20 protein-coding genes are annotated in these 23033 nt (G+C 27.3%); 6 read left to right on the forward strand and 14 right to left on the reverse strand.

The genetic code is table 11. From position 1 onward, the window contains the following. Positions 1 to 39 precede the first annotated feature (39 nt). On the forward strand, positions 40 to 1401 hold the full coding sequence (locus tag H9660_RS12800) for a YjiH family protein (protein ID WP_191750774.1): 1362 nt from the start codon (positions 40 to 42) through the stop codon (positions 1399 to 1401). Between the two features lie 44 nt (positions 1402 to 1445). Here the strand turns inward: H9660_RS12800 and H9660_RS12805 are convergent, their stop codons facing one another. The 3 genes from H9660_RS12805 to H9660_RS12815 form a co-directional block, all read right to left on the reverse strand. Next, positions 1446 to 2090 carry a pentapeptide repeat-containing protein gene (locus tag H9660_RS12805; protein ID WP_191750775.1) on the reverse strand — a complete coding sequence of 215 codons (645 nt, stop codon included), beginning with the start codon at positions 2088 to 2090 and terminating at the stop codon, positions 1446 to 1448. A 179-nt stretch (positions 2091 to 2269) separates the two neighbouring features. Beyond that, the gene (gene baiCD / locus H9660_RS12810; protein WP_191750776.1) at positions 2270 to 4207 is read right to left on the reverse strand and encodes a bile acid Fe-S flavoenzyme BaiCD; all 1938 of its coding nucleotides are present in this window, start codon (positions 4205 to 4207) and stop codon (positions 2270 to 2272) included. 153 nt (positions 4208 to 4360) lie between these two features. Beyond that, positions 4361 to 4942 (reverse strand): TetR/AcrR family transcriptional regulator, encoded by a 582-nt coding sequence (locus H9660_RS12815; protein ID WP_191750777.1) that lies wholly within the window; start codon positions 4940 to 4942, stop codon positions 4361 to 4363. Positions 4943 to 5130: 188 nt separating this feature from the next. On the opposite strand from H9660_RS12815, the gene H9660_RS12820 reads away from it, so the two are divergent. Beyond that, on the forward strand, positions 5131 to 5817 hold the full coding sequence (locus H9660_RS12820; RefSeq protein ID WP_191750778.1) for a YjjG family noncanonical pyrimidine nucleotidase: 687 nt from the start codon (positions 5131 to 5133) through the stop codon (positions 5815 to 5817). Positions 5818 to 6042: 225 nt separating this feature from the next. On the opposite strand, the gene H9660_RS12825 is transcribed toward H9660_RS12820, so the two are convergent. Beyond that, positions 6043 to 7746 (reverse strand): ABC-ATPase domain-containing protein, encoded by a 1704-nt coding sequence (locus H9660_RS12825; RefSeq protein WP_191750779.1) that lies wholly within the window; start codon positions 7744 to 7746, stop codon positions 6043 to 6045. A gap of 12 nt (positions 7747 to 7758) precedes the next feature. Further along, positions 7759 to 8340, reverse strand: coding sequence for a DUF1836 domain-containing protein (locus H9660_RS12830; RefSeq protein ID WP_191750780.1), 582 nt, complete (start codon positions 8338 to 8340; stop codon positions 7759 to 7761). 210 nt (positions 8341 to 8550) lie between these two features. Between H9660_RS12830 and trhA the strand changes: the two genes are divergently transcribed. Continuing rightward, positions 8551 to 9198 (forward strand): PAQR family membrane homeostasis protein TrhA, encoded by a 648-nt coding sequence (gene trhA / locus H9660_RS12835; RefSeq protein WP_191750781.1) that lies wholly within the window; start codon positions 8551 to 8553, stop codon positions 9196 to 9198. 58 nt (positions 9199 to 9256) lie between these two features. Here trhA and H9660_RS12840 read toward each other — a convergent pair whose 3' ends face one another. From H9660_RS12840 to H9660_RS12850, 3 genes are read right to left on the reverse strand one after another with little or no spacing between them, the layout of a single operon-like run. Next, the gene (locus H9660_RS12840) at positions 9257 to 10009 is read right to left on the reverse strand and encodes a hypothetical protein (protein WP_191750782.1); all 753 of its coding nucleotides are present in this window, start codon (positions 10007 to 10009) and stop codon (positions 9257 to 9259) included. Then, complete coding sequence (locus H9660_RS12845) at positions 10009 to 10884, reverse strand: ABC transporter ATP-binding protein (protein ID WP_191750783.1); 876 nt, start codon at positions 10882 to 10884, stop codon at positions 10009 to 10011. Before H9660_RS12845 ends, H9660_RS12840 begins: the two co-directional genes overlap by 1 nt. 1 nt (position 10885) lies before the next feature. Then, positions 10886 to 11251 (reverse strand): GntR family transcriptional regulator, encoded by a 366-nt coding sequence (locus H9660_RS12850; RefSeq protein WP_191750784.1) that lies wholly within the window; start codon positions 11249 to 11251, stop codon positions 10886 to 10888. A gap of 295 nt (positions 11252 to 11546) precedes the next feature. Here H9660_RS12850 and H9660_RS12855 point away from each other — a divergent pair, with 295 nt between their 5' ends. After that, positions 11547 to 13157 carry an ATP-binding cassette domain-containing protein gene (locus H9660_RS12855; RefSeq protein ID WP_191750785.1) on the forward strand — a complete coding sequence of 537 codons (1611 nt, stop codon included), beginning with the start codon at positions 11547 to 11549 and terminating at the stop codon, positions 13155 to 13157. Between the two features lie 80 nt (positions 13158 to 13237). Here the strand turns inward: H9660_RS12855 and H9660_RS12860 are convergent, their stop codons facing one another. From H9660_RS12860 to H9660_RS12875, 4 genes are all read right to left on the reverse strand, one after another. Continuing rightward, positions 13238 to 14569, reverse strand: a complete 1332-nt coding sequence (locus H9660_RS12860; protein WP_191750786.1) for an MATE family efflux transporter — start codon at positions 14567 to 14569, stop codon at positions 13238 to 13240. A 230-nt stretch (positions 14570 to 14799) separates the two neighbouring features. Beyond that, the gene (locus tag H9660_RS12865; protein WP_191750787.1) at positions 14800 to 15534 is read right to left on the reverse strand and encodes an OmpA/MotB family protein; all 735 of its coding nucleotides are present in this window, start codon (positions 15532 to 15534) and stop codon (positions 14800 to 14802) included. A 1-nt stretch (position 15535) separates the two neighbouring features. Further along, positions 15536 to 16318: a flagellar motor protein gene (locus H9660_RS12870; RefSeq protein WP_191750788.1), complete on the reverse strand. Its 783-nt coding sequence runs from the start codon at positions 16316 to 16318 to the stop codon at positions 15536 to 15538. 133 nt (positions 16319 to 16451) lie between these two features. Beyond that, positions 16452 to 18176: a ferredoxin hydrogenase gene (locus tag H9660_RS12875; protein WP_191750789.1), complete on the reverse strand. Its 1725-nt coding sequence runs from the start codon at positions 18174 to 18176 to the stop codon at positions 16452 to 16454. A gap of 355 nt (positions 18177 to 18531) precedes the next feature. Here H9660_RS12875 and H9660_RS12880 point away from each other — a divergent pair, with 355 nt between their 5' ends. Then, positions 18532 to 19422, forward strand: a complete 891-nt coding sequence (locus tag H9660_RS12880; RefSeq protein ID WP_191750790.1) for a phosphatidylserine decarboxylase — start codon at positions 18532 to 18534, stop codon at positions 19420 to 19422. Between the two features lie 11 nt (positions 19423 to 19433). After that, a complete protein-coding gene (locus H9660_RS12885; protein WP_191750791.1) occupies positions 19434 to 20237 on the forward strand; it encodes a MurR/RpiR family transcriptional regulator in 804 nt (267 codons plus the stop codon). A 39-nt stretch (positions 20238 to 20276) separates the two neighbouring features. On the opposite strand, the gene H9660_RS12890 is transcribed toward H9660_RS12885, so the two are convergent. Next, positions 20277 to 21641: a 6-phospho-beta-glucosidase gene (locus tag H9660_RS12890; RefSeq protein ID WP_191750792.1), complete on the reverse strand. Its 1365-nt coding sequence runs from the start codon at positions 21639 to 21641 to the stop codon at positions 20277 to 20279. Between the two features lie 86 nt (positions 21642 to 21727). Further along, positions 21728 to 22870, reverse strand: coding sequence for a Card1-like endonuclease domain-containing protein (locus tag H9660_RS12895; RefSeq protein ID WP_191750793.1), 1143 nt, complete (start codon positions 22868 to 22870; stop codon positions 21728 to 21730). Positions 22871 to 23033 lie beyond the last annotated feature (163 nt).

Consider the following 23033-nt stretch of genomic DNA (forward strand, 5'->3'; position numbering starts at 1 on the left):
GTGTATAATTATTAATAATTTAAATATAAGGAGACTGAAATGAAAAAAACAACTAGAGATAAAGTTACTTTAAAGGATTCTCTAACTTTTATTATTCCTTCATTACTAGGGATAATAATATTTATGATTCCTATTAAGTTTAATAATGAAATTACTATTCCAGTAGCTTTAATGTCAAAATTCTTAGCAAATGCCTTAGATGGATACTTAACAGCTATAATAACTTTATTCATTTGTATTTCTGCAATACTTTGCATAATTACTAAAGTTTTTAAGCCTAAATTTATTATAGAAAATGAATTTTTAAATACTTTATTTAATATAAAACCCATATGGTTTATTATAAGAATCTTAGGTGCTATATTTTGTATTTTTGCCTTATTTAATATAGGTCCAAAAGCAATAATTAACCCTGCAACTGGAACTTTTGTGTTAAATGATTTACTTACAATTTTATTTACTATCTTCTTTTTTGCAGGATTATTGCTACCTTTACTTCTTAATTTTGGATTATTAGAATTCTTTGGTGTAATCCTTACTAAATTTATGAGACCTGTATTTACTTTACCAGGACGTTCATCAATAGATTGTATTACATCTTGGTTAGGTGATGGAACTTTAGGAATTGTTTTAACTAACAAGCAATATGAGGAAGGCTTTTATTCTAAAAGAGAAGCTGCAATAATTAGTACTACTTTTTCAGCAGTATCAATAACTTTTAGCTTAATAGTAATAGATACTGTAGGGTTATCTAATTTATTTGTTCCTTTTTACTTAACAGTAACTCTATCTGGAATTGTTGCAGCCATAATTGTCCCAAGAATATATCCTTTAAAGAATATTCCTAATACTTATTACAATAATAAAGAAAAGAAAGATGATGAAACTATTCCTTCCGGATATAATTCTTTTTCTTTTGGATATAAAAAGGCTATAAATAAAGCTAAAAAAAATCCTGGTTATAAAGCTTTTATTATTGATGGGATAAAAAATGTTTTTGATATGTGGCTAGGAGTTTTACCAGTTGTTATGGGACTTGCTACTATAGCATTAATAATAGCTGAATATACTTCAGTTTTTCAAATATTAGGATTACCTTTTATTCCTTATTTAAAATTACTTCAAGTACCTGAAGCTATAGCAGCCTCTCAAACATTAGTAGTAGGTTTTGCAGATATGTTACTCCCATCAGTTTTAGCTGCAAATACAATAACTAGTGATATGACTAAATTTATTGTTGCTTGTACTTCAGTTTCTCAATTAATATATATGTCTGAAGTAGGTGGAGTTCTACTTGGCTCTAAAATACCTGTATCATTAAAGCAACTATTAATAATATTTATAGAAAGAACTATAATAACTTTACCTGTAATAGTTCTTGTAGCTAATCTTATATTTTAGTATATAAAATTTAAGTCCAGTGACTTTATAATCACTGGACTTTTTTATTTTACTATTATCCTCATAAGTCTTGTTAGCTCTAATGCTTGTATAGTATTAACTACTACTCCAGATAAATTTTCTATTTCTACATCTATTCCTGTAATATCACAACTTGTAAAATCTATATTATTTAAATTAGTTTTATTAAAATAAGTATTAGTTAAATCTGTATTATCAAAATTAACTTTATCTAATTTTACTTGTTGGAAAATTCCTTCTGAAAAATTACATTCTTCAATACTAACCCTTTTAAGTGTTGAATATGAAAAATTAATATATTTTCCTATTGAAGCGCTAAATAATACTTCCTTTATACTACAATCATCAAGCTTTGATCCAAGTAACTTACAATTTTTAAATTCTACTCTATGAATACTTCCTCCTCCAAAGTCTATATTAGATAAATCACAATTTTCAAATACTGTATCTAATAAATCTACATTTTTAAAAGAACATTCATTAAAGGAAACATTTTTAAATATACATGAGTCTATAGTTAACCCCTTTTCTGTGATATAATCTATTTCTATATTTTCAATTATTTTATTTTGTAACTTTTCATATGTATTTATTTCATCTTGTATATTATCTATCTCTTCAAGTTCATCTATAAATTTAGGCTTTTGTATTTTATATATCTTCCCCATATTCTAATCCCCACTCCTTATGTAATATTTTTCTATAAATATTATATCCTAATATAGAAAAAGAATATAACTAAATTATACTTTATTATAAAAATATTATTCCTTGGTTAACACTTTATAATTTTCTAAATAATAAAATAAGCACTGTATAATTTCTATTACACAATGCCTATTTTTTATTATATTTCTCTTGCTACTTTTACAGCTTCTTCAATACAATTTAATGCTCTACGAGCTTTAACTGCATCCCCAATAACATGGTATTGTATATTATTTTCTTTACAATACTCTGTAAGATTACTAAAATCACGAGATTTAGCTCCTATTGCAACTACAACTGAATCACAAGGAACTTCTTCAATAGTTCCATTTCTATCTATTATTATTGATTTTTCTTTTATTTCAATACACTTAGCTTCAGTTATAGTTTTTATACTTTCATGATATAAGCTTTCCATAACACATATTTTTCTTAATTGTCCTAAGTCTTTTGCTACTTCGTTCAGCATTTCTACTACAGTTATTTTATTTACATTTCCTGATAAGTATTCAGCTACCTCTAAGCCAACTAAACCTCCACCTATAACAACAACTTCTCCACTTGCTAATGAATTTCCTGCAAGTATATCATGAGAATTAGTTACATGTGGTAAATTTGAGCCTGGAACATTTAATTTCATTGGTTCTGCACCTGCTGCTATTATAACTTCATCAGGATTTATAGCTTTAATAACTTCAGATGTAACAGGTGTTGAAAGTCTTATATCTATTCCTTTTCTCTTAGCCATTTCTCCCATAGATACGGCTGCATCCTTCATTTCTCCTTTTCTTGGCGCTGCTCCAGCTAAAACAAATTGTCCTCCTAATGAGTCAGAAGCTTCACATAATATTGGATTATGACCTCTATCCTTTAACTCTATAGCAGCTTGAAGACCTGCAACTCCTCCCCCAACAACTAATACCTTCTTAGGATTATTTGTTTTTTCTAAAGTAAACTCTGCTTCTCTTCCTAAATCAGGGTTCCTTAAACAAGTTATAAACGGTACATTAGGAGATACATATCCATCATAACAACCTTGATTACATCCTACACAACGTATTATATCTTCAACTTTTCCATTCATTGATTTATTACAAAACTCTGGATCAGCCAATTGTGCTCTACCTATAACTACCATATCCGCTTTTCCATCTCTTATTATTTTATCTGCTTGCTCTGGATCATTTATTCTTCCAACTGCAACAGTTAACATTCCTGTTTCTTTTTTTATTCTTGCTGCATTTTCTACATTAAATCCTCTTGGTAAATCTACTGGAGGAACTTCATATTTTATTGCTGCACTTGAAAAATTTCCACGTGATACATCTAAAACATCTACGCCTGCTTCTTTAGCCCACTTACAAAATTGAATAATATCTTCTATTGAAAGACCATCTTCTAAATAATCATCATGAGCATCTATTCTCATAAATAAAGGCATATCCTCTGGAATGTTAGCTCTAATTTCCCTAATGCATTCTAATAAAAATCTTGCACGATTTTCTAAGCTTCCACCATATTCATCAGTTCTTTTATTGAAAGCCTTGCTTAAGAATGAATGAGGCGTATAATTATGTCCTGCATGAAATTCTATTGCATCAAATCCAGCTTCAACTGAACGCCTAGCCCCTTCTCCAAAAGCTTTAATACATTCATTAATAACTTCCTTCGTAGCTGCTTTTATAACATAGTTTTCTTGAAGCTTAAGATCACTTGGAGTTATCACCATTGCCGTTGGATCTGCAAATAATACAGCTGATCCCCCAAGCCATAATTGAATTCCAGCCATTGCTCCAGCTTTATGAATTACATCTGTTAAGTTTTTTAAACCTGATATAAACTTATCATCTGAAATTGCTAAAAAAGTCTTAGGTGCTGCTTTGTCATAAACTGAACAAACCTCTGTGAAATTCAACCCATTTCCGCCAATAGCTCTTGCTACATGATAATTGATAAGCTGATCATTTACCATCCTATCCTCTCCAACCATTTTAGTTCCCATAGCTGGGAATATAACTCTATTTCTCATTTCCATTCCTCTAATTTTAATAGGACTAAAAACATTCTCAAAAGCCATTTTATATACCTCCAAATATTTTTCTATTTTTTACCTTGTACTAATTGTAATACTTTGTTAAAAACAAATCAATATGTTTAAAACAATTTGTTTTAATTTTAACCCAAAATAAAAAATGCTCCTTATTTTAATTTAAGAGCATTTATATATTACTTATTTTTCTTTTAACATTTTTATTAATTTTATTATATATTTAATTCTTTTTTCTTTATTATTTATTATATTATTTTCAAAGACCAATTCTTCATTTGCTGTTGGATATGTAATTGATGAAATAAAAATCATTTTTTTATATATAAAATCATCATCATTACTATTTATAACTTTCTTTAAAATCCCATCTAACTTATTACTTTTATCTTTTAAATTTTCAATTATTTTTATATCTATATCATCTTTTTCCTTTGATGACATTGCTTCCTTATTCATTATTAATACTCCTGGATACCTTAAAGAGTATTCTATAATTTCATTTGTACATTCAATTACTTTTTCTTCATCACTTAAATTATCATTATATAATGCTGCATAGGCTTGAGATATATTTTCTAAATAAAATTCTTTTACATACTTAAGCATTCTATCTTTGCTACCAAAATAATAATTTATTGCACTAACATTAACTCCAGCTTCTCTAACTATAGTTCTAATTGGTACATTGGTAGTTCCATTTTTTCCAAAGAGATATAAAGCCCTATCTAAGATTTTTTCTTCTATCCCCTTTAATTCTCTCATTATTTCACCTCTAGAATTCAAATTAATATTGTTCTATCAATAAGTTATTATACCTCAAATTCACTTTGTATTTCTTCTAAACTAAATAATTTTTAACTATATTTGCTAATTAATTTACTAATTTTATAGATTTTAACTCTTTAATAATATAATATTTATATATACGAATACAATTAAGGAGGGTATATATGAAATACGAAGTTCTATTATTTGATGCAGATGAGACACTATTTGATTTTAAGAAATCTGAAAGGCAGGCCTTTGAAAATAGTATTCGAGAGTTTAACATGGACTATGATGAAAATTATCACTTAAAAACTTACGAAGAAATTAATACTGGTATTTGGTTAGAATTTGAAAAAGGATTAATAACTCAAGAAAAGTTAAAGGTAGAAAGATTCAGAAGATTATCAGAAAAATTAAATGTACCTTTTGACCCAAAAGAATTTGCAAAATCATATATGAAACATTTAGCTAATGCTTCATTTTTATATGAAGATAGCCTTGAATTGATTAAAAATCTAAGCAAAAACTATAGACTAGCTATAATTACTAATGGTCTTACAGATGTTCAATCTAAAAGAATAGGACAATCTATAATAGCTCAATATTTTGATACAATAGTTATATCTGAAGAAGTAAAAGCTTCTAAACCAAATCCAGAAATATTTGAAATTGCTTTATCAAACTTAAACTACAGTGATAAAAGCAAAATTTTAATGATTGGTGATAGCTTAAGTTCTGATATTAAGGGTGGAATTAACTTTGGTATAGATACTTGTTGGGCAAACTTTAAAAGTCTTAAAAATTCAACCACATTAAAACCTACATATGAAATTTCAACCTTAATGGATTTACTTAAAATTTTAAATTAATAAAATAAGAGATAAACATTATATTCCTTGCTCCGTCGCATGCGCTCCAAGTCGCCGTCATATAATGTTTATCTCTTTGCAAACTGAAGGAATGAAATTATAAAAGCTCTATTTCTTACACTACGAATTTTACTACTCTAATAAAATTATCCACAACTTGTCCTAGATATAATTTCCTAAATAAAAATAAGGTAGTACTCTAATTCTGAAATACTACCTTTTTATCTATTTAATCTTTAACTTCCTATATCTATTATAAGTTGCCATAATTTCTTGAATCCTAGGTAATGACATACTACCATAGCCACCTTTTGTATTATCTATAGAAAGCAATCCATTTTTCTTTATTTCTTTATAAGCTTCATTTACGCATTCCTCTAAAGATAAATTTTTATCCTTTATATTATCTTCTATCCATTTCATAATTGAGCCAATAGCATTTAATTGCTCATTATCTACTACTTGTTCTACAGCTCTTAAATCAATATTTTCATTATTGATACTTATGTTACTTAAATCCATAGTTTTTATTTTTACACCCTTATAAGTGCTTTCTATAGTTCCCTTTTGAAGCTTTCTATTGAAGTTTAGATTTATCTCAATGCTTTTTTCTTCAATTCTTTTATTTATTTCTCCTCTCATAAGAGACTTTGCTTCCTTTGTAACATCTTTTGCTTCATAATTATCCATTTGAATAACACAATCAGCTACATCAAAGTAATCTCCTGAGCTACCTATAACTAATATTGTTGAAATATCCTTTTGATTATATAAAGGCTTAACTATTTCTATAAATGGAGTTATTGGCTCTTTTTCTTTAGAAACCAGTCTTTGCATTAAATCATCCCTAATCATAAAATTAGTTGCTGATGTATCTTCATCTATAAGTAAAACCTCTGATTTTGATTCAATAGCTTCTACTATATTAGCTGCTTGTGATGTGCTTCCACTAGCATTTTCTGTAGTAAATCTTATTGTATCTTTTCCATTTGGAAGATTATCTATAAATAATGATATATCAGTATTTTTAATACTTCTTCCATCCTCTGCCCTTACTTTAACTGCTGTATTATCTGTAATAACAAATTCTCTTCCATCACCTTCAATATGATTATATACACCAAGCTCTAAAGCATTTAAAAGTGTCGATTTACCATGATATCCTCCACCAACTATTAAAGTAATTCCTTTTTTAATTCCCATTCCTTTAATTAATCCTTTGTTAGGTAAACTAATTTCTACTTCTAAGGATTTTGGAGATTTAAATTGCATAGCACTTTTTAATGGCTTTTCTGAGACTCCACTTTCTCTTGGTAATATTGAATCATTTGCTACAAAAGCAATTAATCCTTTATTTTTAAGTTCATTTCTTAAATACTCTTGATCTTCAACTAATTTAACTCTATTTATTAGCTTAGACTTATTAATATTATCGTAAACTAAAGTGTTTAAAACTAGGTTTGGTATAACATTATATAATATTTTTTCTAATTCCTTTGCTAATACAGACCTTCCCTTAGCAGGAAATCCAACATAAAACCTAGCTTCTATATTATCTTTATTTATTACAACTGATGTCCTTTCTAATATTTCTTGTGGACATTTACTTATAGATATTAACCCACTCTTTCCTGAGCCAAATATTTTCTCGCCAAATTTATTTATATTAAAGTAAAATAACCTAGTTAAAAAATCACAAACTGCAACTTTTTTATAATCCTTATCTATTAGTTCTTCAGGAAATTTAGCCTTATTTTTATTTATAATAACTCTTAATCTTGATGGAGACGCAAATGGATCTCCTTGTACATGATCAATACTTAATATATAATCATTAAAATCATATTGTTCTTGTAAATCCTTATAAGATTTATATCCCTTTCCATCTATTCTTTGAAGTTCATTTTTTAAGTTTACGGAATTCTTCATATCAATACCTCTTTATAACTTATTAAAATACTCATCTATTAGTTTTTCACCCATTCTTCTATACATATTACTCATATTAATAAAAGAGCTAAGTAATAAAAAGTTCTTTTGAAATTCGTCATCTTCATTTTTTTCATTTAACATTATATTTTCTATATTATTAAACTTTTCTTCTATAGTTTTTTCTACATCATTTAAGTCTTCATTGTATTGATTTAAATACAAACTATATAAGTCCCTAATTGGATATTCTTCTCCATTTTCAAAGGTTTCAACTATTTTATTTAATGAGCTTTTTATATCTCCAATTGATAGACCACCCTTTAAATTATAAATAAGGCTCATTAATATTAAATGCTCTTTGCTATACTTCTTATTTTTTATAGTCATTAATAATTTTCCCTTAGCATAATTATTTACCATTGTTTTTGTTAATGCCTTATCTTCTTCATTTCTTTTTGAATCATTAAACTTACTATCAAATAATTGTATAACTTGATCCATATATAAATCTAATTCTGGTATCTCTTCTAACTTTAATTGATTTTGTAAATTTAATTCTTTAAATTTTTCTACTAACTGATTTTTATCCATGACTTCCTCCATGTAGTTTTACAAACTACTTCTTAATATACCTATATTAAAATATACTAGTAATCATTAGATATTTCAAGAAATATAATTAAATGTATAAATTTTTATAGAAATTTAAGCTTTTTTAGGCTTTGACTTTAGGTTTTTATTTATTTAATATATAAGTAACAATACGTAGTTTTTAAAACTAGATATAAAGGGGTGTTTGTTTTGGAAAAATACTTTAGAGAACCTATAAATAGTTTAACTCATTTAGTTGGTGCTGTTCTTTCACTTTTTGCTTTAATTGCAATGTTAATAAAAGTTATAATAACAAATCCATCTGCTGTTGCAATTACTTCCGTAGTAATATTCGGCATTAGCCTAATACTACTATATACTGTTTCAGCAACTTATCATGGAGTAATAACCAGTGATAAAGTTATTTTTAGACTTAGAAAATTAGATCATTCCATGATTTTTATATTAATAGCTGGCTCATATGCGCCATTTTGTTTAATTGCTCTTGGAGGTTCTAAAGGAACTATTTTCTTTACAACTATAGCTTCTATTGCAATAGCTGGTATCTTATTTAGAATGCTTTGGTTTAACTGCCCAAGATGGCTCCAAACAGCCCTTTATATCGGACTTGGCTGGGCTGCTATCTTTATGCTTAAACCTTTATCACAAGCTTTAAGTCCTATTAGCTTAGCTTTGTTAGTTTTAGGAGGAATTCTTTATACTATAGGAGGAATTCTTTATGGTATAAAACCAAAAAAGCTTCAAATTGGTAAGTTTGGTTTCCATGAAATATTTCATATATTTATTATTCTTGGGAGCTTATGTCACTTTATTTGTGTATTCATATATTTATTATAGATATAAAAGGGGCTATATCAGATTAATTCACATTTAATCTAATATAGCCCCTTTTATATTATACTTGCTTTATTATAACTCTTTTAGTTAATAGCCTTGATATAGTAATTAAAATTATATATATAATTAAACATGTTAATACAGCCATATAAGGATTTTGACTATCCCATCCAAACATAATATTAATAATATTATTTACTTTATTAATTAAATTTGTATAATATATTCCAACTATATTTAATATCATAATTGATACTACAGGTAATACTGATACAACTATTTTCATTAAACTATTGCATTTATAATAAATTATAGTTATTAAGAATCCTAATGAAAAAAATACTAAATAAACAGCAGCTTGAAACATAAATGTATTAAATAAAGTTTCTATACTATTACTTTGAACCCAATTATTATTTAAGAACCAATTTTCACTTCTTAAACTAGTATAAATCATATCGTAATTAGTAGGTGATGATATAAAAATATTATAAGCACGATTAATTACTATATCTATAATAGACATGATTAGAACAATTGGTACCATAGATATTGCTGTTCCATATAAAAACTCTTTTCTTGTAACATTATTACTTTTCATAAAATATAAATTTTCCTTAAAGAAATTTAAGCCTACAACAAATATAAATATTACTGATGCCATTTCTATTCCTGAAGTAGATATGCTTCCATTAGTATTTTTATCAAGCAATACAAAACTTACACATACAGCAATAAAAATTAAATAATAAATTGCTAACCCACTTTTAATACTACTAAGATTGTATTTTACTATAGATTTTAGTCTCATTACTCAATTTCCTCCTTACCAGTTAAATGAATAAATAACTTTTGTAACTCAACACTAGAGGTTTCCAATCCTAAATTATTTAATTCTTCCTTATCTATTTCGCTTAATTTTCCAATAACTGTTGCTGATTTGAACCCTGCCATAGATTCTATATTAATGCACTTCTTATTTTCTATATACTTTTTAACATTTTCTGAAGCTCCAGATACTATATATGCTTCAGAAAGTAAGCCCTCAACTTCCTTATCATCTAATACTTTACCATCCTTAATTATTATAACCTTTTCTAAAATCTCCGAAACTTCTTCTATTATATGAGTTGATAAAATTATAGTTTTAGGTTTATCTATATAATTAGAAACTAGCTCTTTATAAAATAAGTCTCTATGATTTGCATCTAATCCTAGTACAGGTTCATCAAAAATTAATATTTCAGCTCCTGATGCTAAAGTAACTATTATTTTAAATATAGATGAATAACCAGTCGAGAGTTCTTTAAATTTTTTATTTATATCAAGTTCAAATTTTCCACTTAAACTTAAAGCATAATCTATATCAAAACTCTCATAAAACTCTTTTATCCATTTATATAAATTTTTAATTTTCATACCTTCTGGGTATAAGTTTTGCTCTGTCATAAAAGATATTTTTCTAATTACCTTATTATTCTCTACAACACTTTCACCATCTATTGTAATATTACCTTCAGTTGGAAATATTCTGTTATTAATAAGATTTAAAAGCGTTGTTTTTCCGGCTCCATTTCTTCCTAGTAATCCATATATCTTATTCTCTTCAATAGTTAATGTAATATTGTCTAGTACTCGATGTTTACCATAGTCCTTAGATAAATTCGATATTTTTATTATTGCCATTTTACTGCTCCCCCTTTTTAATCATTTCTATAATATCCTCAGTGGAAATATTAAGTCTTCTTGCTTCTTCAATCAAAGAAACAACATAATTTGAATAAAAACTCTCTCTTCTTTTCTTTACTAATATTTCTTTACTCCCACTTGAAACAAACATTCCAACTCCCCTTCTCTTATAAATAATTCCTTCATCTACTAATAGATTAAATCCTTTTGCAACAGTTGCCGGATTAATTTTGAATTTCACTGATATTTCTGTTGTTGATGGTATTACTTCATCCTCTTTATAAATTCCATTTAAAATACCATCTTCTATTGATTGAGCTATTTGAATATATATTGGAATCTCACTTGAAAAATCTAATTTCATAGCTACCTCCTTCTAACTTATACTATATTATATGTTTCTTTTGTTATATAGTTAATTACTTATGTAATTAACTATATATCTTCTAATTTTATTTGTCAATACATGGAATAAAAAAGAGGGGATTCTATTTAAATATCATTTTCTTTAAATTCAAATATTTAAGGACATGTGGAAATAAATGATTTATTTATTTTCCATTAAATTTTCTAAATATTATTTTATCTTTCAATGAAATTATGTCTACTTTATGATATAATAACGAAATGAATAATTTTAGAAATGAGGTATGTTTTTAGTGATAACTGTATCAAATGTAAGTTTAAGATTTGGTGGCCGTAAGCTATTTGAAGATGTAAATTTAAAGTTTACTTCTGGTAACTGTTATGGTGTTATTGGAGCTAACGGTGCTGGAAAAAGTACATTTTTAAAAATATTATCCGGAGAAATAGAGCCAAATACAGGAGATGTTTCTATTGCTCCAAATACAAGAATGTCTGTTTTAAAGCAAGACCACTATGCATATGACGAATATGAAGTTTTACAAACAGTAATTATGGGTAATAAAAGATTATATGAAATAATGGAAGAAAAGGATGCTTTATATGCTAAGCCTGATTTCTCTGATGAAGATGGTATAAGAGCTTCTGAACTTGAAGGCGAATTTGCAGATATGAACGGTTGGGAAGCTGAATCAGATGCATCTTCATTACTACAGGGGTTAGGTATCGGAACTGACATGCATTATAAGAGAATGTCAGAACTAATAGAAGCTGATAAAGTTAAAGTTCTTTTAGCTCAAGCTCTATTTGGTAATCCAGGAATATTAATTCTAGATGAGCCTACAAACGGTTTAGATATAAAAGCTATAAACTGGTTAGAAGATTTTCTTCTTAGATTTGAAGGAACTGTAATAGTTGTATCCCACGATAGACACTTCTTAAATACAGTTTGTACTGTAATGGCTGATGTTGACTTTGGAAAAATTAAGTTATATGTTGGTAACTATGATTTCTGGTATGAATCAAGCCAATTAGCTCTTCAAATGGCTAAGGATCAAAACAAGAAGAAGGAAGAAAAAATTAAAGAATTACAAGAATTTATTGCAAGATTTAGTGCAAATGCTTCTAAATCTAAACAAGCAACTTCTCGTAAGAAATTATTAGATAAAATTACTTTAGATGATATCCAACCTTCAAGCAGAAGATATCCTTTCGTTGGATTTAAGCCTGAAAGAGAAGTTGGTAATGATATTCTTATAGTTGAAGGTTTAACTAAAACTATTGATGGAGTTAAAGTTTTAGATAATGTTAGCTTTAGAGTTAGCAAAGATGATAAAATTGCTTTAATTGGCGATAATGATATAGCTATTACAACATTGTTTAAAATAATAAACGGTGAAATGGAAGCAGATAGCGGAGAATTTAAGTGGGGAATAACTATAACTAAGTCTTACTTCCCTAAAGATAACACTGAATTCTTTGAAAACTGTGATTTAAGCTTAGTTGACTGGTTAAGACAATACTCAGGTAATACTGTAGAAGAACAATCTGAATCTTATTTAAGAGGATTCTTAGGAAGAATGTTATTCTCAGGTGAAGAAGCTTTAAAGAAAGCTAGCGTATTATCAGGAGGAGAAAAGGTTAGATGTATGTTATCTAGAATGATGCTTACAAATGCTAATGTATTAATGCTAGATCAACCTACAAACCACTTAGATCTTGAATCTATAACTGCTGTTAATAACGGTTTAAGAGATTATAAGAGCGTTATCTTATTTGCTTCACATGACCATCAATTTATCCAAACTGTTGCAAACAGAATAATAGATATTAAAGAAGATGGTTCAATAGTAGATAAATCTATGACATACGATGAGTACTTAGAATTCTCAGGTAAAACTAAATAAACTAATATAAGATTAATCTTATAATAATTAAGTAGCTATATCTAATAGAGTTTATATATTAGATATAGCTACTATTTTTATTATTTTACATAATTTATTCTTTTTCTATATTTTATATAAAATATAATACTAATTAATAATGTAATAACTTCTGCTAAAGGAATTGTAAGCCAAACCCCTGTCATCCCAAATAATTTAGGTAATAATATTATTAACGGAATAACTACAATTAATCCTCTCATAATAGAAATTATAAAAGATTCCCTTGCCTCATTAATTGATGCAAAAAAAGAGGTTGTTACTATGTTTATCCCCATTATTATAAAAGCTATAAAATAAACTTTTATTCCTTCTATTGCCATTGACAATAGTACTTTATCTCCTTCACTATTAAATAAATTAACTATTTCCTTGGAAAACTTGAATCCAATAAAATAACATCCAATACCTAATGAAATTGAAGTTATTAGTCCATATTTAAATATAGTTTTAGTATTTTTAATTTTCCCTTCTCCATAACTTTTACTTATAATTGGCTGAATTCCTTGAGCTATTCCAGTAAATATAGAAATTACTATTAAAGCTAAGTTAGCTATTATTCCATATGCAGCTACTCCAGTATTATTGGATATTCCTAAAATAGTAAAATTAAATAATAATATAATTATTCCTGAAGAAAATTCAGTAATAAATGATGGTACACCTAATGAAATTATTGTTTTTATATCCAATAAATTAACCTTACATTTAATAACCTTAAAGTTATTCTTTTTTCTAATAAAATGTAATGATAATATAAGTAAACTTAATATAGGAGTAGTTCCTGTTGCAAGAGCTGCTCCAAACATTCCAAGTTTAAAAGGAAAAATAAATATATAATCTAATACTATATTACTAAGACTCCCTATAATCATAGCAATCATAGCTAAATTTGGTTCATTATCATTTCTAACAAAGGCTGTTACTATATTATTTAAGATAAAAATACAAGAAAAAGATAAAAGAGTTTTTAGATAATCACCTGCTAATGGAGCTACAATATCATCTGCACCTAGAATTCTTACTATATCATAAGAAAAACTCAAACCTATAGCAGTTATAATAATACCTATAATTAAGCCCATTAATATAGCATGGGTAAATACACGATTTGCTCCTTTTTCATTATTCTTACCCCTTTGTATAGAATATCTAATTCCAGCTCCCATACCAATCATTAATCCAATTCCGCTTACTAAGCTCCATAATGGTAAAACTAAATTTAATGCTGTTAACCCAATACTGCCTACTCCATTTGCTATAAAAAAAGTATCAGCAAGTATATAAAATGACATTCCAATCATACTAATTACATTTAATGATACATATTTTGAAAATTCTTTTATAATATTATCCTCTGAATATTTCGTCATATATTTCCTCCTTAATAAATAAAAGCACTAGATAGTTTATACCCAAGGCCTAACAGTATAAATCTCTAATGCTTACTATACAAATAATATATCCGGCGATATATTTATTTAACTATCTTCATTTTATAAAATTTTATAATATTATATTATTATTGTCAACAATTCTATTAGTTACCTATCCCCTTTTTTATCCAAAATACTTATACTTAAATAAAGTATAATTTAAAATATTAATTATTATTTTCTATATTATCATACTTATTATTTAATATAAGTATATCTACTCTTCTATTTTTAGCTCTACCTTCTTCAGTATTATTATCTGAGATAGGTCTATATTCTCCATATCCAACTGCTGATAATCTATCTGGTGATACACTTCCATACTCTATTAAAAATTCTACAACATTTGATGCTCTTATAGAAGATAATTGCCAGTTAGAATTATAAAATTCATTTTTTATTGGTATATTATCCGTATGTCCCTCAACTCTCACATAGTTATCTATCTCATTTAATATTTCTGATAATGCTACTAATTTAGTTTTCATATTTTCCTTTATATCTGCTTTTGCACTATCAAAAAATATACTATCATTAAAGCTTATTACTAATCCTCTTTCTTCTATTGTTGTAGATACACTATCCTCTAATCCTAGGTTTTTAATAATATCATCAACTTGCCCTTCAATTCCTTGAAGTTTTTCTTCTTCAGTTTGAACTAATGGTTTTAACTCACCTTCATCACTAGAATTCTCTGATCCTTGTACTATATTTCCATCTCCAATTCCTGTTCCACCAGTAAATGCAGATGACATTGAACTTGCTATCTGTTCATACTTTTTCTTATCAATATTAGATGAAGAGTATAAAACAACAAAGAATACCATTAACAAAGTTATAAGATCAGAATATGTAAGAAGCCATCTTTCACTATTTTCTGCTTTTTCTTTTCTCTTCTTCATCTTAAACTTCTCCGCCTATATTCAACTTCTCTACTTCACTTTCTGTTAAATAACCTTCAAGCTTACTAACTATTGAATTTGGGCTAGCTCCCTCTTGTATAAGTAATAAGGCCTCTATGTACATTTCCTTTTCTATAATTTCTTCATCATTCAAAGCCTTTAATTTATTAGCTATTGGTAACCAAATTAGGTTAGCTGTTCCTATACCATAAAGTGTGGCTATAAAAGCAACTGCTATCTTAGGACCTAATTCATCTGGATCATCTAAACTTCCTAGTACCTGAACAAGACCCATAACAGTTCCTATTATCCCCATAGTAGGTCCATATCCACCAGCTGCCTCAAATATTGATATTCCTTGATGATGTCTTTCTGAAATTTGCTCTAATTTAGTTTCTAAAGAACTTTTTATTATTTCAGGACTAAATCCATCAACTATCATTTGTAATCCCTTTCTAATAAAATGATCTATTTTAGTATCATTTAAATCAGATTCCATACTAAGTAATCCATCTTTTCTTGTTTTTATAGCCATATTTTTAAAGAAAATAATAGAATCAATAATATTATTTTCACGCTTTTTAAATGCAACTAAGAAAATCTTAGGAAATCTCTTTAATACCTTTCCTTGAGTAGAAACTCCAACAGCACCAATAGTTCCTCCAATTACTATTATAGCTGCAGTAGATTGTAATAATGCTCCTATAGCTCCACCCTCTAATGTAAAGCCTAATATTATGCATAAAAAAGAAAATATAAGACTAACAATAATTATAATATCCATAATTCACCCCCCATATTTTAGTTATATATATAATTATCGTTCTATTTAATATATTATTTATATTCAGCCTTATAAATTTCTCTTTTTTCCAATAAAAAGAGCGAAAACTAACTTTTCGCTCTTCGTAAAATCTTTATTTTTTATAACTCATATGAAGTAATTCATGTGCCTTACCATGACCTGGTTTTCCCATGTAAGTATCATACATTTTATTTAATGCTCCATTATCATGAGATTTTCTTTTCTTTAAATTCTTATCTTGATTATATAATACAGATGCTCTTACGCTTCTAATATCCATATTTAATCTATCTGAAGCATTAACATGTGGTTGACCCCCACCATTTACGCATCCTCCCGGACAAGCCATTACTTCAATAAAGTGATATTGTTTTTCATTCATTTTTCCACTATTTATAAATTCAAATAAACTTGATGCTCCATTAATTACAGCTACATTATAATTTTCTCCACCAATTTCTACAGTAGCTTCCTTAATTCCTGCAAGTCCTCTTACTTGTTCGTATTCTATATTTTCTAAATCTTTACCTTCAACAAAATCTTTTGCACTTCTTAATGCAGCCTCCATAACTCCACCAGTAGCTCCAAATATAGCACCAGCTCCTGTATATTCTCCCATTGCTGGATCTGCTTCACTATCTTCAAGTTTAGCAAAATCAATTTTTGCATCTTTAATCATTTTTGCTAATTCTCTAGTAGTTATAACAGCATCTATATTTCTTAATCCGTTATTCTCCATTTCAGGTCTATCAGCTTCATACTTTTTAGCAGTACAAGGCATTATAGTTACTGTAAATACATTCTTAGGATCTATATCTATTGTTGTAGGATAATAAGTTTTACTAGCTGCTCCAAATATTTGTTGAGGAGATTTAGCAGTTGATAAATTTCCTAAAAGATTTGGATAATAATTTTCTACTTGTCTTACCCATGCTGGACAGCAAGATGTAAACATAGGGAATGGTCCACCAGTTTTAATTCTATGAACTAATTCTGTCGCTTCTTCCATTATTGTCATATCTGCTCCAAAATTTATATCAAATATCTTATCAAAACCTAATTGTCTTAAAGCTGTATATGTCTTACCAGTTACATCTACTCCATAACCCATTTTAAACAATTCTCCCATTGCTGTTCTTACAGATGGAGCCATAGCAACAATAACATGCTTTTCTTCATCTGCTAATGCATCTTTAACTCTATCCATATGAGATTTTTCTGATAATGCATCAACAGGGCATGCAGCAACACATTGTCCGCATAATAAGCAATTAGTGTCATCAAAACATTTTAAATTTTCAGGTCCAATTATATTTTCACCATTAACTTCAATAAATTTTATAGATTCTGTTCCTGTCTTAGTTTTACAAGCTGCTACACATCTACCACATGTAACACACTTAGTTCTATCTATAACAATTGACTTACTTCTATCATCAACATATTCTGATTTATCAGCAACAACAAATGGCTTAGTTGCTTTTGCTCTAGTTTTAATTACTAATTTTAAGAATTCACAATTCTCTCTTCTCTTACAAGGTCCACATTTAAATTCATGCTTATCTAATAACCCTGCAACTCTTTCTTTAACAGCTTCTTGAACTCTCTCAGTATTAGTATTAATAACCATTCCATCTTCTGGAATTAAGCAGCAGGCTTTAACTAAATCTTCTTGTCCTTCTACTTCAACTAAACATACTCCACACTGTCCAACGCTTCCACAATCCTCTAAAAAACATAGGGCTGGTATATCTATTCCATTTTCTCTTGCTACTTTAATTAAATTCTCTTCATTATTTACTACAATATTATTTCCATTAATAGTTATATTTTTCATTAAAATTTCCCCCTATATTAAATGTAATGAGTCCATTTTTTCATTGTTATAATATTAACGATTATATTTTACATCATTTTTAAAATAATTACTATCTTTTAGTTTAAATTATAAACGAAAAGGTATTATTTGTTAATACTGCTTGTTTACTTTTTTTATTACTTTATTTCATATGATAAATTTCATTTCTTCTACAATAATATAAAAGTTAATATAATTATTATAATGATAATTCCTATTACATCATTATTATCTTTTATAAATTAAAATCTGTAAAGGAAAATTAACAATTTAGGGTTTTTATTTATGTTTTATGGTAAGATAATACTATAAATTTTATAAAATGAGGTAACTTATGATACAAGTATATAATAGAAGAACTAAAAAATATGAAGTAGAAAAGGTTGCTGGAGAAGGATATATTAAGTGGTCCTATGAATCTCCTATCGGAAAGAATTTTACTGAATTATTTATAAAGAGAAAATTGTTTTCAAAGCTTTATGGCGCATATTGTGACACTAAGCTTAGCATAAAGAAAATTCCTAAATTTATCGAAGACTTTAATATTGACATGAATATTAGTTCAAATAGCATTAATGATTTTAAAAGCTTTAATGATTTTTTTGTTAGGACTTTAAAGGATGATGCTAGACCTATTTCTAATGATAAAGATTTATTGGTTTCTCCAGGTGATGGTAGATTATTTGCTTATGAAAATATATCTATTAATAAATTAATTCAAGTTAAGGGTATACATTATAGTCTATCAGAATTAATAGGTGATGATGAAATAGCTAAGGAATATGAAGGTGGAATATGTTTAGTTTTAAGACTTTGTCCTACTGACTATCATAGATTTCACTTTGTTGATGACGGAGTTCCTTTAGAGAATCACTTTATTAATGGTAATTATTATTCTGTGAATCCAGTTGCCCTTGAAAGAATACCAAAGCTTTATTGTCAAAACAAAAGGGAATGGAGCCTTTTTAAATCTGATAACTTTGGAGATATAATACATATTGAGGTTGGAGCTACATGTGTTGGAACTATAATTCAAACATATAAACCTAACAAGAAAGTTTTTAAAGGCCAGGAAAAAGGATACTTTAAATTTGGAGGTTCAACAACTATATTATTATTAAAAAAAGATACAGTTAAAATTGATGAAGATATATTAACTCAAACAAAACTAGGATTTGAAACTATGGTTTTAATGGGAGAATCAATAGGTAAAAAATATTATTAAAGGAGATTGGTATGGGAGATTTAATCTACAGACTTTTAATATTTTTAAATAGTAGCAAGGAAACTGATATTAATTATAATATAGCAATTACTCTACTTAAGAATGTTCGTACTATACCTAATATGTCTATTAATAAACTAGCTGACATTTGCTATACATCTCCTGCTGCAATAACAAGATTTTGTCATAAACTAGGTTATTCTAGTTTTATTGAATTTAAAAAACATATTAAAATAAACATAAATAACTATGATTTAGGTTATATGAAACCTAAGTCTATTTCCTATGATCTTCAAAGAGAAGAACTACTAGATAATATGTCACTTGAAATTCTTAATGAAATAGATACTTTTAAATCTTTTATAGATCTAAAGATAATTGATCGGGTTGTAGAGTTAATATATAATAGCAACAATGTTTGTATATTTGGAACTCAATTTTCGCAGTTAATGGCTCAAGACCTTCAAATTAAGTTAGCTAATTTATCTAAAATAATTTATAATGCTAATGATGTGCAAGAACAGGAAAGATTAGCTAGTAAGCTAGATGAAAACTCTTTAGCTATACTAATTTCGCCAACTGGTAGATTCACTGTTTATCACGAAAGACTATGGAAGAAAATTAGTGATAGCCCTGCAACAGTAGTTGTTATAACAGAAGGAGAAAATCCCTATTATAAAAAAAGAAGTAATTATATAATTTATCTTCCGCATAGAAATGATTCAAATGAATATGTACAAAATCATAGATATGATTTAGCATATCTTATTGAGTATATATATACAAGATATGGAAGTCTATACACAAATAAATAATGGAGCTATTTAAAGTTGCTCCATTATTTATTCTTTAGTTTAAAACTCTGCTCTTTCTACCATTTCAATTTTTTCTATAACATCCTTAAATTGTGGTAAGTATTTCTTATGAGCAACTAACATTTCATTCAATAACTTTCTACCTCTTATATCATCAGCTACTAGTGGATTTGTTACCATTGCTAAAAGTGCAGTATTATAATTTCCTGTATAAGCTGCTTCAGCTGCCAATCTTTCAAAAGCTTTAATTTGTCCAACTAACCCCTGAGCAAACACAGGTAATTCAGTAACTGTTTCTACTGGAACTGGTCCATTTTTACCTATATAGCAACTTACTTCAATTGCTGACTCATCTTCAAACTGCTTTAATGTTCCATTATTTTTTGTATTTACAGCAATTATAGTATTTTTATCATTATAAATTCCATTAATAACATTGCAAGCAACATCTGAATAGTGTGCTCCACCACGCTTTGATAATTCTTCTGGCTTTTCCTTTAAGTCAACATTCTTGTACATTTCAAATAAACTTTTTTCCACTTCCATTACTACTTCAGCTCTAGTTTTACCCTTCTTGAATTCTTCTAATTCATCATTAAGCATATCTCTAGTTTTATAATAATATCTGTGATATGGGCAAGGTATTACTCCAAAAGCTTTAATAGTTGCTACATCCCATTCCAAGTCTTTTATATTTGCCATTGTTTGACTCTTAGCATCATGAGCTGTTAATCTTCTTATAACTTCATCTGTAACATCTTTTCCATCATTATATATTCTTTCGGCATAAACCATATGATTTAATCCTACAAAATCAACAGTAACTTTATCTCTATCTACTTCTAATATATCAGCAAAATCATATTGTAAACCAATTGGAACATTACATACTCCAACTACCTTTTTATGAACTCCGTATCTTAATAAAGCTTCAGTAACTATTCCTGCTGGATTTGTAAAATTAATTAACCATGCATTAGGGCATAATTCTTGAATATCCTTAGCTATATCTAATATTACAGGAACTGTTCTTAGCGCTTTAAATAGTCCACCTGCTCCATTAGTTTCTTGTCCCAAAAAACCATGGCTTAAAGGTATTCTTTCATCTTTACATCTTGCTTTTAATAATCCAACTCTTAATTGAGTAGTAACAAAATCAGCATCCTTTAAAGCTTCTCTTCTATCTAAAGTTAAATGAATCTTCATTGGAACTCCAGCTTTTTCAACCATCCTTTTAGCTAAAGCTCCAACTATTTCTAGCTTTTCTTTTCCTTCTTCAATATCTACTAACCAATAATCACTTACTGGCATTTCATCATATCTTTTAATTAAACCTTCTACTAGTTCAGGTGTATAACTTGATCCTCCTCCAATTGTAACAATTTTTAAAGGTTTCTTTTTCATATTATTACCCCCATAAATATATTTTTAATCTTCTGATAATTAAATTATATACTTATTCCACGGTAAACATTTTCAATTTTTGAAAATTAACTTTTCTTAATAAAATCCCTTATATTATTTTTTAGTTTTTCTTCATCTCCATCAAATATTATTAATCCTATTCCCATTTCTTTAGCTCTATCTTTAACTGCTAGCTTAATTGGCTCCTTTGTAGCAACTAAAATCTTATATGCATTTTCTCCTCCTAATTGCTTGCTATAAACATCTAACTCATTTAAAGCATCTTCATTATACTTATCACTATCCTTACATGAAATACAAATAGGTATGGAATCTCTTACAGCAATTACATCTACTTCATTTTTTACTTTCTTACTTTTGTCATTCCACAAAAACATTACTCCACTTTTAACTTCATCTATTTCCTTTATTTCCTCGATAATATTTTTTGTTGCTACTTCTAACCATGTTCCACTCTTAAAAATAAACGATTTTAAATATTCATTTTTAAAAATAACTTTTATAATATCATTATTTTCCTTATTGTATTCTATTCCACCCATACTTTTTAATTTACTTAAAATACTATATAGAATATCAAACTCTTTTTTATTTAATAAACTTGATTTTATTCTTATAATTTTAGGATTATCTCTATCATGTAAAAATACATTAGAATCATATAATCTTTGCTTATATTCATGCCATAGATCTAAATTCTTATAAATAGCTCTGGTTAATACAATTAAATCTTCTTTATCAGATAAATCACTTGTATTAACTATTACCTCTCCACCGCTAGCTTTAACAAGTCTCTCTAATTCTAACTCTTCAAACTCCTCATTAACTATATTAACTTCTTCGTCAAAAGTATATAAACTTTTATTTTTTATATCTATATATACAGACTGTATATCATTAACCTTACATATATTTAATAACTGAAGTGAATTTATCCTACTTCCTCCAGATAAATTTACTACTATTTTTTTATTTTTATTTTCATTTATAACTTTATTCAAGGCTAAGTAATCTCCCTCTTTAATCATATAATCTATAACCTTTATATTAGGAAGATAATTGTTATAATACTTTATTAAAGAATCTAATAAATCTTTATTTTCTTCTTTATATATAAATATTACACACTTAGGATTAAATTTTTTAGTAGCTATTATATTACATTCGTTATGATCATCTATTTGATTTATTAAAATTTCAATATCCATAAAATCTCTTTCCTTTTTAAATAAATATAATTTTAATATAACCATTTATATTTAAATTAATCATACTATATAATTTTGAGAAAATAAAAAAAGTGTTAAAGTATCATATCCAGGTTCCGTCGCAAGCTCCAAGTCACCTTGCTATGATATTTTAACACTTCCA

It is taken from the genome of Clostridium gallinarum, from assembly GCF_014836325.1.
Classification (GTDB): domain Bacteria; phylum Bacillota; class Clostridia; order Clostridiales; family Clostridiaceae; genus Clostridium; species Clostridium gallinarum.